Consider the following 12,780-nt stretch of genomic DNA (forward strand, 5'->3'; position numbering starts at 1 on the left):
GCTCAACGCACTTTTTTTACAAATTTTTCACAATCAGGCGGATTGAAGCTCGGTGACCACTTTGCCGGCGCTCATGCGCACCAATTGGTCGGCGACATCGAAGTAACGATCGTCGTGGGAAATGACGATGATGGTTTTGCCCAGACGCTTCAGATCAGGCAGCAACTCGGTGTAGAAAATACGGCGGAAGGTCGGGTCCTGGTCGGCGGCCCATTCATCGAACACCAGCACCGGGCGCTCTTCCAGCCACGCGTTGATCAGCGCCAGGCGCTTGCGCTGGCCCGTGGACAGGTCGGTGGTGGTGAACGAGCCATCACGCACGCTGACCTTGTGCGCGATCTCCAGACGCTGCAGATATTTATTGGCGTCTTCCGGGATGTGCGTATCGCCCTGGACCACATCGTCGAACAAGTAATAGTCGGCGAAGATCGTCGTGAACAACTGGCGGTAATCGTCGCGGGTCGCGGCGTCGATGATCTGCTCGTTGAGGCGGATCTGACCTTGATGCGGCGCATACAGGCCCAGCAGCAGTTTGATCAGGGTGGTCTTGCCGCAGCCGTTTTCACCGACGATGAAAATGATGTCGCCCTGTTCGATTTTCAGGTTCACAGGCCCCAGACGAAATGGCGCCGCGCCTTCCACGGTCGGGAAACTGTACGACACGTCGGTCAGTTCCAGACTGAGCACGACTTTGCTTTTCGGGCCTTGCTCGCTGAGCAGCAGGTGCGGTTCGGGCGAGGAAAATTGTTCGGACAGATCAGCGATGCGGCGGAAGGCGATCTGCGCGCGGCTGACGATAGGCAAGGTACTGATCAGGTGTTCCAGCGGGCCCTTCATGTACAGCAGCACGAGCACGAAGCCGCTGATCACCGCTTTGTCGGCGCTCGGCCACAGCGATTGCAGGCCCAGCGCCAAACCGATGACTACGAAAAACAGCATCGAACCCAGGGTTTTGGCGATGACGAAAATATTCACCGAGCGCACCTGGGTGTCGCAGATCTTGTTCGCCGTACCTTCAATGCCGGAAACAAACATGCGGTGCCGGCGCGGACGGTGGATGCGCAGTTCTTTCGCGCCCTCAGCGACGGCGTGGTAGTTCTTCTGCAATTCGTCTTCGTAGTCGCGGGCTTTCATGAATCCTTGCATGCCGCGCCCACGGGCAATGTACTGAATGATCGTGCTGAGCAGGATCGCGACCACCACCATCAGGAACATCGGCCATGACAACATCGCCAGATAGCCCATGCAGCCCAGGGTGACGGTCATGGAAATCGCCAGCGGGGCGAAAGCGAAAGCGAAGTCGCTGATGGTGTCGACATCGTGGGTCAGCACCGGGATCAGACGATGGCTGCGATAGCGCTCGATCTGCTCGATCGGTGCCGAGAGGACTTTTTCGCCCAGTTCTTTACGCAGTTTGGCGATGATGTGCTGGCCGACATAGTTGGTGCCGATGTCGGAGAAAATCGAACTGGTAAGGGCCAGCAGGCACAACCCGGCGAACAGCGCGACCATGGTGTTGCTCAGGTCGCCTTCGGTGTGCAGCACGCTGTTGATGGTCGCCAGCAACGCGGTGACACTCAGACCGCCGACCATGCCGAGCAGGGTCGAGACGGTCACAATCAGCCGAAAGGGTTTGAGCAGGGCGAACAATTCATTGATCACCCCGCGTGTTGGTTTGCTCATGGAGGTTCCCTGCTGGAAAAAGCGGCGAAGGCCGGCATGGTTCGCGGACTTCGCCTGGATGACGTAGAGGGCGGTGGCGCACCGTGTCGGTTCGCGCTCACCTGTAAAACGACTGGCAGGATGGCTAATTTAGCCGGGCGATGGCGTTACAGATCGCGGGCGACGCGAAAGCCGATCCAGTCACCGCGCGTGTCGGTATAGGTGGCATTGCGGTTGCCGGAGCGGGAGAACACCGGCGCTTCGCCCCAATCGTTGCCACGGATACGGCGGATTTCACATTTGCCGCTCAGCCAGGCACTGCCGTCGCTCGGTGCGCCGACGTAGTTTTCGTTGTAGCAGTCGGCGGTCCATTCATAGATGTTGCCGTGCATGTCGTACACGCCGAAGGCATTGGCTGGAAAGCTGCCGGCCGGCGCGGTGAAGTTGTAGCCATCGGCGGCGCCATAGGTGTTGGCGTGTTTGGCGATGCTGTATTCCTTGCCTTCATCGAACGGGAAGGGAAACGGCCCGCTGCTGCCGCCACGGGCGGCGTATTCACGCAGGGATTCGCTGACCAGTCGGTATTGTTTGCCGGTCTTTTTCGACAGCCACGCGACGTACGCCTCGACTTCAGGGAAGTCCATGCACACGGCTGGATGCTTGTCGGTGTACTGCTTGCGCGGATCGCTGCCCTGATAGTCAGGGATGCCGGCCTTGCACGCACGCCCGGGGCGGGTGTCGCCGTCGGGCATTGTGTAGCCGGTGTCCTTGAGGTACGCATCCCACTCGCCACGCAGCACCTGAAAACGGCTGATCGCCAACGGTTTGGCAAATGTCACCGGGTGCATCGGGCCTTCGTCAGGCTCACGGCCTACCTCGTCATCCGGGGTGCCCATGGTGAAGGTGCCGGTGGGCAGCACGACCATTTCCGGGCAGTCCTTGCAGTCCTTGAACACCTTGCCGGGGGCCGGCGGCGTGGCGGCCTGGGCAGCGCCAGGCAGCAGGCCGGCAGCGAGGGCGGTGAGCACCAGCGCCGGCAGGGTCTTGAGGGGGAAACGACGCAGTTCACTGTTCATGGCGGGTCTCGCTAAAAGGAAAAGGGATCGCTCAAAGGGCCTGGTCGAGCACGGCCAGCAGGCGGTCGATTTGTGCTTCGTCGTTGAGCAGCCCGGGGGCGGTGCGGATCACCGGGCCGACATCACGGTGGACGGCATCGGCGATCACGCGGTTGGCCATCAGGTGCGCAGCGATCTTGTCGCTGTCCTTGCCCTTGACCCGGAAGAACGTGAAGCCGGCGGACAACTCTGGACTCGACGGCGTGACGAGTTCGATTGGCGAGCGTTGTTGCAAGTGCTGTTTGAGGTAGCTGTTGAGCGCGTGAATGCGCGCTTCGACCTCAGCCTTGCCCAGTTGCAGGTGCAACTTGAACGCCTCGTCCAGCGCCCAGCGGTGCTCGAAGGAGTGGTAGCCACCCGGCGTCATGGTGGTGGAAAAAGCGGTGGCTTCGGAGAAGGTCGGAATGATCGGCGTGACGTACCTGACCTGTTCAAAACGGCTGCAAATGATCCCGGTGCCGCGCGGGCCGAACATCCATTTGTGCGTGCCGGCAATGAAGAAGTCGCAGTTCATTTGCGCGAAGCTCAGGTTGTCGACGCCGAAACCATGCACGCCGTCGACCACGTAGACGATGCGGTCAGCATCACGGCGGCCGCGATTGTGCTTGTCGACGATTGCGCCGATCTCGCCGATGGGCAGTTTCAGGCCGCTGCCCGAATGCACCCAGCACATGCCCAGCACCCGGGTTTCGGGGCGGATGGCGTTGTCGATGCTGGCGAGGATTTCGGCTTTGCTGGCGCTGTACACATCCTTGAACAACGCAATCTTGCGCACCCGCGTGCCATCGCGCTCGGTGCGCAGGGCGAGGATGGTGTGGGTGGCGTAATGTTCGTGGACGGTGGTGAGGATTTCCTGATCAGGGCGCACATGCACGCCGCCATAGATCGTTGCCAGGCCTTCGGTGGTGCTGCCGGTCAGTGCAATTTGCTTCGCGTTGGCTTGCAAGTAGCGACCGGCCCAGACCCGCACGTTTTCCTCGCGCTGTTCGATCACGCCCAGATCCCAATCCATCGCCAGACCGGGATTTTTGTCGAGGGCCGCGCGATGCTGTTCAATCGCCTCGCGCACCGGTTTGGGGTGCGAGGTGATCAGAAAATTGGAGAAGTGCAGGTAGTCCGGATCCTGATTGAACAGCTGTTGCAACTGCGCCCACTTGTTGCGCGGCAGCGGTGCAGCGGCTGAAGCACTGGCGAGCGTGGGCAGGCTCGCACCCAGTGGCAGCGCCGCAGCCAGTATCCCGGCCTGCTTGAGAAAATCGCGACGATTGCTCATGGCTTGGCGGTTCCCGGCGCGCTGGCCAGTGCCGGTTTCGCGGCTTTCTCGACCTGATCCCAGACCCGCAGGAAGTTGCCGCCCCAGAGCTTGGCGATATCCGCCTCGGAATAACCGCGCGAGATCAACTCGGCGGTGACGTTGCGGATCTCACCGACGTTCTCGAAACCTTTGACGCCACCGCCCTCGTTGAAGTCGGAACTGATGCCGACATGGTCGATGCCGATCTTGCGTACCGCGTAATCGATGGCGTCGCCCAGGTCCTTGAGGCTGGCTTTCGGCTCCTCTTCGAGGATGCCGTAGAGGCGACTGGCGTACTGGCCGAACTTCTGCTCGGACCACGCCGCAATGATCGGGTCGCCGGGCATCAACGCCATGGCCAGATTCGGCAGTGGCGGCAGATCGAAGTCCTTGCGCATCTCATTGAGTTTGTCTTGCGTGGTCTGCGTCAGTGGGCGCAGGTATTGCGAGAACGCGACAATCTGCACCACGCCACCGCTGTTCTTGATCAGCTGCATTTCCTTGTCGCTGAGGTTGCGCGGGATGTCGACCATTGCGCGTGGCGCCGAGTGCGAGGCAATCAGCGGCGTACGGCTCAGTTGCGCGACCTGCTCAAGGGCCTTGGTCGACATCTGCGAAACGTCGATGATCACGCCCAGATCGTTCAGGCGCTTGACTGCTTGCCTGCCCAGATCCGAGAGGCCGTCGAGGGCATCCGGTGAGTCGTTGAGGAACGGCAACGGACGCGATGAATCAGCCCAGTCGTTATTGCCGATGTAGCTGAAGCCGAACATGCGCATGCCGCGCGCCGTCCACATGTCCAGCAGGCTCAGGTCGTGGCCCAGCGGGTAGGCGTTGAGCATGCTGATGAAAATCGCGAATTTGCCTTCGCCGTGCAGACGACGGAAATCATCCGGGGTGTAGGCGATGGCAACCTGATTGGGATAGTCGCGGACCATCCCGGAAATGATCTTGTAGCGAATTTCCTGCTGGTTGCGTGCCTCGTCGACGAAGCCGGGGGTTGGCTTGTGCGGTGCGTTCGGACCGTTCCACATTTCCGGCCAGCCGAAGATGGTCAGCGCCGCGCCGGACAGGCGTCCACGATTGGCCTTGGCCAGGTCGAACTGGCCGTCACCGTCCTTGTTGGCTTCGTGGCCGTCGGTGCCGAAGTTCTGCGTCAGGCTGACATGGCTGTCGAAAGAGAGCATGCGTTCGTGCAGCTCATCCGCCTGTTTCATGATTTTGCCCGGGTAGCCGAGGTCGTCCTTGAACCAGTGCTGCCAGACGGCAAAGCCTGCGCCGGCGCTGATCGCCAAGGCTAAGGGGAGGCCGATGAATAGAGCCTTTTTCGAACGTGGTTTTGTCATTGCCATCTCGGTCGGGTTCGCCATTGAGGTGCAGGCGCGGAGGCCTTTGCTATCTGGGAAGAACGAGTGGATGGCCGTGGAATTTAGGTGGCCAGGTGAAAAGATCGCAGCCTTCGGCAGCTCCTACAGGGATATACATTCCATGTAAGAGCTGCCGAAGGCTGCGATCTTTTCAAACCCACATAAATTTACCTGCGCAACAAACGTTCTAGCTTGGATAAAGCCTGCTTCATGGCTGACACAGGTAGGGCAATGAAGATTTCTCGACGATGGTTCATGGCAGGCCTGGCGCTGACTGGCGCTGCCGTGCCGGCGGCTTACTTCGGGCATCGTCAATGGACGAAGCCGGATCCGACGATCACGCCGGGCGAGGCGTCATTTGATGTAGCGGACATGGCCGGTCAGCGCTTGGCGAACGCCTTGCGCGGGGTCTGGGACATACGTTTCGAAGGGGCGGACGCGGGCCTCGAAGGCTTGCCACCGAAAGGTCTGCAAGTGTTTCTCGACATCGGTCATAAAGGCCGGGGCGTGTGCGGTTTTCTCGATACGCCGGAGCGTTTGCGCTCTGGCGAAATACCTCGTTACCGAATTCTCGGTGATCTGGCCAAGGCCGATGCCGCGAAATTGAGTTGGCGGATGATCGGCGCCGACGGTCAGATCAGTTACGAGCTGGACATGATCCTCGATGAGGTCTGGGCCGACTTCGGCAATGCCGGCAGCGGCACCCTCAGCGGCAAGGCGCTGCGCCTCGACCGGCCGTTGAATCTGCCTGCCCAGGACAACCGCTTCGTCGCGGTCAAGCAGCTGTTTCCCGAAGCCCGCGAGCGCACGCCGCTGAACCCGACGCTGCTGGCGTGGCTGATTTCCCCCGAGCATCGCCTGTTCCACCAGTTGTGGCATGCGACCCGGGACAAATGGCACAAACTGCCTGAGGACAAGCGCGAGGCGCTGCGCGGGATTGGCTGGCAGCCCGGGCCGCGCGACAAGGAGCGTGATGCCCGGGGGCCGCGCAAGGATCGCAACGGTTCGGGAGTGGACTTCTTTTTCATGCACCGGCACATGCTCGGTACGGCGCGTTCCATGCAGGACCTGCCGTCCTGGGAGTTTTTTCCGTTGCCGCAGCCGGAATTGATCCGCGACCGTATCGGTTTCGCCCGCTACTTCGACAACCACGACGGCACGGCTTTGCCGCCAACGTGGACGGCGGCGGGCGACGATGAGTTCAGTCAGTGGGTCAGCGACATCAAGACTGCCGAAACCTATGAAAGTAACTTCCAGGTCTGGGAGTCGCAATACCGCGATCCGGCGTATCTGGCCAGGCTCACGTTGGGGCAGTTTGGCTCCGAAGTGGAGCTGGGCCTGCACGACTGGCTGCACATGCGTTGGGCCTCGGTGCCGCGCGATCCTTCCAATGGTCAGCCGGTGCCGTTTGCACGGGATCCGGCAGACTTTGCCGCGCGTTGGTACAACGCTGAAAACGACTTCCTCGGTGATCCTTTTTCATCCCACGTCAACCCGGCGTTCTGGCACTTCCATGGCTGGATCGATGACCGTATCGAAGACTGGTTCCGCGCCCATGAGCGTTTCCATCCGGGTGAGGTCAGTCGGCTTGAAGTCAATGGCGTGCAGTGGTTTGCGCCGGGGCGTTGGGTCGAGGTCGATGATCCGTGGCTGGGACCTATCACCCATGGCTGCAGCACCACCCCGGGCCTGCAGGTCGGCAAGTCGGTGGAGATGGATCCGGAAACCATGAAACTGGCCTTGCGCATCACCTTCATCACCGACGAAGAAAAACTCGCCGGGCTGTTCCGCCGTGTACCGCAACGACCGTGGTATGCGCGCAATCTGAAGGCCAAAACCAGCCCGACTTGAGGGCTGCGTCATCGTTCATTCGCGAGCAGGCTCGCTCCTACAGAATCAGGTGTTGCTCGCAGATTGCGCAAACACCGCCATTGATTGTGGGAGCGAGCCTGCTCGCGAAAGCGGTCTGTCAGGCAAAGCTATTGCCGCGCCTGCCAGCCACCGCCCAGGGCCTTGTACAGCGCAATGCTCGCCTGCACTCGTGACAGCCGCAGTTGCGCATTCTGGTCCTGCGCGGCATACAGCGTGCGCTGGGTCTCCAATACCGTGAGCAAGTCTTCGGCGCCAGCCTGGTAACGGCTTTGGGCGATGTTGAAAGCGCTCTGCGCCTGATTCAATTCTTCGTTCTGCCACAACCGCTGCTCATCCAGGCGACGAATACTGTTGAGGGCTTTTTCCACATCGGCGAAACCGTTGATGATCGCGCCACGGTAGGTTTCCAGCAGCTCTTGCTGGCGCGCCGTGGCCTTGTCGCGTTCAGCGCCGAGGCGACCGTTATTGAAAATCGGTGCGACCAGCCCGGCGGTCAGGTTGTAGAAAGGGCTGCGAATCAAATCGTCGAACTGATTGGCGCCTGAGCCGAGCTGGGCGGTCAGGGTCAGTGCCGGCAACATCGCCGCGCGGGCGACTTTGACGTCAGCTTCGGCGGCGGCCAGTTGTGCTTCGGCGCGCGCGATGTCCGGACGATGAGTGAGCAACTCGCTGGGCACGCCGGCGGCGATGTCTGGCCATTGCAGGTGATCGAAGGACTCTGTCGGCGATAGTTGCTGCACCGGTCGGCCAAGCAGGGCGGCGAGGCTGATCAACGCTTCCTGGGCTTGCTGTTGCGCGCGCGGCAATTGCCATTGCTGGGCGGCGACCAGGCTCTTTTGTTGCGCCAGTTCCAGCGCAGTTGCCGAGCCTGAATCAAACCGCGTCTGCACCAGTTTCAGTACGCTTTGTGCGTTGGCCAGATTGAGTTCGGCGATGCGGCTCTGCTCGCGTAGCGACAAGGTTTGCGCATACGTGCTGGCAACGCCGCTGAGCAATGTCAGCTCGACGGTTGCCCGGTCGAATTCGCTGGCCTGCAAAGCGAACTGCGCACTGTCGCGCGACGCGCGTTTGCCGCCCCAGAAATCGATTTCGTAAGTGGCGCTCAGGTTGCTATCGAAATAGTCCACAGCCTTGTTGCTGCTGTCGGCATCGAGTTGGCTGTAGCCATTGCCGCGCAGCAGTTTCTGCCGATTGGCATTCAGTCCGGCCTTGACCTCCGGCAACAGTGAGCCGCCGGCGATGACGGTGCCGGCCTGCGCCTGACGCACTCGAGCAACGGCGGCCGCGAGGTCGAAACTGCCGACGCGAGCCTGTTCGATCAGGCGATCCAGTTCCGGGCTGGCAAATTGCGTCCACCACTGTGGGTTGTTGCGGGCAACGCTGGCGCTATGGGGCGACTGCCAGGCTGCGGGCGCTTGTACGCCACTGTCGGGTCGCTGAACGGGACTGCCGCATGCGCTGAGGATCAGGCACACGGTCAACAAGCTGAGGCGCGGTTTCATAGATCGATCATTCACTGGTAAGGGCCGTGACCGGGTCGAGCCGGGCAGCTTTGCGGGCCGGCATGAAGCCGAAGACAACACCGGTGACAAGGGCGCAGCCGAAAGCGCCGAGCACTGCCATCAACGAGAACGCGACGGCAACTTCGCTCAGAATCAGCACGCCGCCAACGATCAACGCCAGGGCGATGCCGGCGATGCCGCCGACCACCGAGAGCATCACTGCCTCGGTGAGGAACTGGCGCAAAATGTCACGCTGGCGGGCGCCGGTGGCCATGCGAATGCCGATCTCGCGGGTACGTTCGCGCACGGTCATGAGCATGATGTTCATCACGCCGATGCCGCCGACCAGCAGGGAAATCGCGGCTATCGAGCCGAGCATCAGCGACAGGGTGTTTTGCGTGCGCGCTTCGGCCTGGATCATGGCGGCATTGTTGGTCAGTTCGAAATCCTTCTTGCCGTTGTGCAGACGCAGCATCAGTTGTTCGATGGCCTGTTCAGCATCCTTGACCTTGCGGGCGTCGGTGGCGGCGATGGCCACGTATTCAGGATCGCGTGTGCCGAACAGCCTGACGCTGGCGGCCGAGTAGGGGATAGCGATGCGGTTGTCGCTGTCGGAGTCGCCAGAGCTGGCACCTTTTTCCGCCAGCACACCGACGACCTGGAACGGTACGTTCTCGATCAGGATGTATTGGCCGATCGGGTTGATCGCGTCCTTGAGCAGTTTGGTCCGGACTTTGTGGCCGATCACCGCCACTGCGGCAGCGTTCGCCTCGTCGGCCTCGGTGAAGTAGCTGCCTTGCACCACCGGCCAGTTGAAGATCGCCGGGAATTGGGTGTCGTTGCCGCCGACGTAACTCAAATGGTCGGCATTGCCGAACCGCACACCCGCTTCGGCGCCGTTGACCGGCATGATCCGCTGTACCTGTGGCAGGCTCGCCAATGCGTGTACATCATCAAGGGTGACGATCCCCGGTGGTGTGCGCGGATTGGGCGCCGAGCCGCTGAGGTAAATGATGTTCGAACCGAACGCGCCCATCTGCGCCATGACCTGACGCTTGCTGCCTTCGCCGACCGCAAGCATCACCACGACCGAGGCTACCCCGATGATGATGCCGAGCAGGGTCAGCGCGGTGCGGAAGCGGTTGATCCACATGACCCGCCAGGCGGCGTGCAAGGCGTCGACCAGTTCGCCTTTCCAGGCGCCAGTGGCTTCGGCGCCTTCGACCAGGCGCTTGCGCAGATCGACGGCTTGCAAGGCGCCGGGGTTGGCGCTGGTCTGGGCTTCGGGGTTGTCCTTGGCGCTGTCACTGATGATCAGGCCGTCGCGGATTTCGATGATGCGTTTAGCCCGCGCCGCCACTTCGCGATCGTGGGTGATGAGAATGACCACGTGGCCCTGACTCGCCAGTTCGTCGAGCAGCGCCATGACCTCTTTGCCGCTGTGGCTGTCGAGGGCGCCGGTCGGTTCGTCGGCAAGAATGATATGGCCGCCGTTCATCAAGGCGCGGGCAATCGACACCCGTTGTTGCTGTCCGCCGGAAAGCTGATGCGGGCGGTTGCCGGTGCGTGAGGCCAGGCCGAGGCGGTCGAGCAGGGCGGCGGCGCGGGCGTGGCGCGCGGCGGCCGGAGTGCCGGCATAGATCGCCGGCATCTCGACGTTTTCCTGGGCCGAGCCGGACGGAATCAGGTGATAACCCTGAAACACGAAACCAAAGGCTTCGCGGCGCAGCCACGCCAGTTCGTCGCTGTCGAGGCCGGCGACGTTTTCCCCGGCGAAACGGTATTCACCGGACGTCGGGCGGTCGAGGCAGCCGAGGATGTTCATCAGCGTCGATTTGCCAGAGCCCGAAGCGCCGACAATTGCCACGAATTCGCCGGCGTGGATCGACAGGTCGATGCCGCGCAGCACGTGAACTTCAGGCGCGTCACCACCACCGTAGGATTTGCGGATGTCCTGCAGGTCGATCAGAGGCGTTTGCATTTAACCCCCGTTGCCGTCAGCCGGGCCGATCAGCAGATGATCGCCTTCACTCAGGCCATCGAGAATCTGCACCTTCAGCCGATCGCTGATACCGGTGCGCACTTCGCGGGATTCGATTTTGCCGTTGGCGGCGACCACCTGCGCGGTTTGCAGGTTCGTCGTCGCGCTGCCTTGCAGGGCTGCCAGCGGGGCGGTGAGAACATCCTTGGCCTGATTGGCCACGAAGAATACCTGGGTGGTCATCTCCGCCATCAGTGCGTTGTCGGCGTTATCGACGTCGAGCAAAACCGTGTACAGCACGACGCGGGCGCTGCCGCTTTTGCTGCTGCTGGCCGGACTGCCGCCACCCTGGCTGGTCTGATCGAGCGGTTTTGGCGGCACCGGCAGGATTTGTCGCACGCTGCTGCTCCAGCGGCGATTGCCGCCACTGAGGGTGGTGAAGTAAGCGCTCATACCCGGTTTGACATGGCCGATATCCGCCTCGGAAACCTCGGCCCAAACGGTCATCGGTGACAGCCTGGCGATGCGCAGAATCAACGGCGTCTGCTGTTGCGCGTTGAGGGTCTGGCCTTCGCGAGCATCGAGGGCGACTACCGTGCCGGCCATTGGCGCATAGATCCGCGTGTAGCCGAGCTCGGCCTGATCGCTGCGCAGGCTGGCTTCGGCCTGACGGATCTGCGCCTGGAACATATCGATGCGCGCTTGCGTCGCCTTCAGTTCGGCACGGGCGGTCTGGACGTCTTCTTCGCGAGTCGCGCCGCCGGCCGCCAGATTCTGCTGGCGCTGATATTTCTGTTGCGCCAGCTGATGTTGGGCGCGTTGTTCCTGCAATTGCGCCTTGAGGTTCTCGATCGAGAAGCGCCCGGCATCGAGCTTGGCTCTTTGTGTCGACGGGTCGATTTCCACCAGCAGTTGGCCTTCCTTGACCACATCGCCGACTTCCACATGGATTTTCTGAATCTGCCCGGAGGCCTGCGCACCGACGTCCACGTAACGACGCGGTTGCAATGTGCCGAGCGCGGTGACGCTGCTTTCGATATCGCCACGGGTCACTGGCACGGTGGCGAATTTATCCCGGCCCGGCGGCATGATTTGCCACGCGGCATAAGCGACAACGGGGATCAGGCAAAGCACTACGAGCAGGGCGCGTCGGGCGGGGCGGGGACGTTTCATGCAGGGTTCCGGCCAGTGAAAATCGGCCCGTCGTTCGGCTGGCACACGGATTGGGGCAGCGCTGAACGCTGTCGCAGGGCGGCGACAGACACGGGGAGCTGTCCTGTAAACGATGAATGCGTGGGGGAATTTAAGCGCGGACACATGAAGTAACAGCTATAGAACAGCACTATTTACCGGGCAACGACAAACACCACTTTAAATCTATATGAGAATTACTATAAATTACGCACCTCAAGTTGCCACTATCTTGCTACTGCGTTTTGCGCAGGGGTCTATCAGTGAGCTCAAGGACAGAACCCGCAGGTTTGCGGCCGGGAGTCATGTTGGAAAACTACTATCGCGAGCTGGTGTGTTTCCTGAACGCCAAGCTCGGCAACCGTCAGGTTGCCGAAGATGTGGTGCATGACGCCTATCTGCGAGTGCTGGAACGTTCCAGCGACACACCGATCGAGCAACCCCGCGCGTTTCTCTACCGGACCGCGCTGAATCTGGTCATCGACGACCATCGCCGCAACGCTTTGCGCCAGGTCGAATCGCTGGACGTGCTCGACAGCGAAGAGCGCTATTTCACCCCGTCTCCCCATAACAGCCTCGATCATGGCCAGCGGCTGGGTATGCTTCAGCGTGCGCTGGCAGAGCTGCCACCCCTGTGTCGGGAAAGTTTTCTGCTGCGCAAGATCGAAGGTCTGTCCCATCCGGAAATCGCCCGGCAGCTGGGCATTTCCAAGGCTCTGGTGGAAAAGCACATCGTCAATGCCATGAAACATTGCCGGGTGCGGATCAAACAATGGGATGCCCATTGAGCCATCGC

The 12,780-nt window shown here is 61.4% G+C and carries 9 protein-coding genes; 2 read left to right on the forward strand and 7 right to left on the reverse strand.

Annotated elements, in window-relative coordinates; all coding sequences use genetic code 11:
- Positions 1-33: 33 nt before the first annotated feature.
- The 4 genes from P3G59_RS10055 to pvdM form a co-directional block, all read right to left on the reverse strand.
- Positions 34-1,683, reverse strand: coding sequence for a cyclic peptide export ABC transporter (locus P3G59_RS10055; RefSeq protein WP_277761403.1), 1,650 nt, complete (start codon positions 1,681-1,683; stop codon positions 34-36).
- Between the two features lie 146 nt (positions 1,684-1,829).
- Positions 1,830-2,738 carry a formylglycine-generating enzyme family protein gene (locus tag P3G59_RS10060; protein WP_277761404.1) on the reverse strand — a complete coding sequence of 303 codons (909 nt, stop codon included), beginning with the start codon at positions 2,736-2,738 and terminating at the stop codon, positions 1,830-1,832.
- A gap of 31 nt (positions 2,739-2,769) precedes the next feature.
- Entirely contained in the window at positions 2,770-4,050 is a 1,281-nt protein-coding gene (locus P3G59_RS10065) for an aminotransferase class V-fold PLP-dependent enzyme (protein WP_277761405.1), read from the reverse strand.
- Positions 4,047-5,417: a pyoverdine-tailoring dipeptidase-like protein PvdM gene (gene pvdM, locus P3G59_RS10070; RefSeq protein WP_277761406.1), complete on the reverse strand. Its 1,371-nt coding sequence runs from the start codon at positions 5,415-5,417 to the stop codon at positions 4,047-4,049. The genes P3G59_RS10065 and pvdM overlap by 4 nt, the downstream gene beginning before the upstream one ends.
- Before the next feature lie 252 nt (positions 5,418-5,669).
- Between pvdM and P3G59_RS10075 the strand changes: the two genes are divergently transcribed.
- Entirely contained in the window at positions 5,670-7,289 is a 1,620-nt protein-coding gene (locus P3G59_RS10075) for a PvdJ/PvdD/PvdP-like protein (protein WP_277761407.1), read from the forward strand.
- A gap of 128 nt (positions 7,290-7,417) precedes the next feature.
- Here the strand turns inward: P3G59_RS10075 and P3G59_RS10080 are convergent, their stop codons facing one another.
- Genes P3G59_RS10080 through P3G59_RS10090 form a run of 3 tightly spaced genes read right to left on the reverse strand, consistent with a single transcriptional unit; the run spans position 7,418 to position 11,966 of the window.
- Positions 7,418-8,812: an efflux transporter outer membrane subunit gene (locus P3G59_RS10080; protein WP_277761408.1), complete on the reverse strand. Its 1,395-nt coding sequence runs from the start codon at positions 8,810-8,812 to the stop codon at positions 7,418-7,420.
- Positions 8,813-8,819: 7 nt separating this feature from the next.
- A complete protein-coding gene (locus tag P3G59_RS10085; RefSeq protein WP_277761409.1) occupies positions 8,820-10,793 on the reverse strand; it encodes a MacB family efflux pump subunit in 1,974 nt (657 codons plus the stop codon).
- Entirely contained in the window at positions 10,794-11,966 is a 1,173-nt protein-coding gene (locus P3G59_RS10090; protein WP_277761410.1) for an efflux RND transporter periplasmic adaptor subunit, read from the reverse strand.
- A 323-nt stretch (positions 11,967-12,289) separates the two neighbouring features.
- On the opposite strand from P3G59_RS10090, the gene P3G59_RS10095 reads away from it, so the two are divergent.
- Entirely contained in the window at positions 12,290-12,772 is a 483-nt protein-coding gene (locus P3G59_RS10095) for a sigma-70 family RNA polymerase sigma factor (protein WP_277761411.1), read from the forward strand.
- Positions 12,773-12,780: the final 8 nt, after the last annotated feature.

This window comes from Pseudomonas sp. A34-9 (genome assembly GCF_029543085.1).
In the GTDB taxonomy this organism is placed as follows: domain Bacteria; phylum Pseudomonadota; class Gammaproteobacteria; order Pseudomonadales; family Pseudomonadaceae; genus Aquipseudomonas.

What these genes read in the sequence shown, in the direction of transcription:
- P3G59_RS10055 (WP_277761403.1), bottom strand. Translation starts at nt 1,683, where the DNA reads ATGAGCAAACCAACACGCGGGGTGATCAATGAATTGTTCGCCCTGCTC.
- P3G59_RS10060 (WP_277761404.1), bottom strand. Translation starts at nt 2,738, where the DNA reads ATGAACAGTGAACTGCGTCGTTTCCCCCTCAAGACCCTGCCGGCGCTG.
- P3G59_RS10065 (WP_277761405.1), bottom strand. Translation starts at nt 4,050, where the DNA reads ATGAGCAATCGTCGCGATTTTCTCAAGCAGGCCGGGATACTGGCTGCG.
- pvdM (WP_277761406.1), bottom strand. Translation starts at nt 5,417, where the DNA reads ATGACAAAACCACGTTCGAAAAAGGCTCTATTCATCGGCCTCCCCTTA.
- P3G59_RS10075 (WP_277761407.1), top strand. Translation starts at nt 5,670, where the DNA reads ATGAAGATTTCTCGACGATGGTTCATGGCAGGCCTGGCGCTGACTGGC.
- P3G59_RS10080 (WP_277761408.1), bottom strand. Translation starts at nt 8,812, where the DNA reads ATGAAACCGCGCCTCAGCTTGTTGACCGTGTGCCTGATCCTCAGCGCA.
- P3G59_RS10085 (WP_277761409.1), bottom strand. Translation starts at nt 10,793, where the DNA reads ATGCAAACGCCTCTGATCGACCTGCAGGACATCCGCAAATCCTACGGT.
- P3G59_RS10090 (WP_277761410.1), bottom strand. Translation starts at nt 11,966, where the DNA reads ATGAAACGTCCCCGCCCCGCCCGACGCGCCCTGCTCGTAGTGCTTTGC.
- P3G59_RS10095 (WP_277761411.1), top strand. Translation starts at nt 12,290, where the DNA reads ATGTTGGAAAACTACTATCGCGAGCTGGTGTGTTTCCTGAACGCCAAG.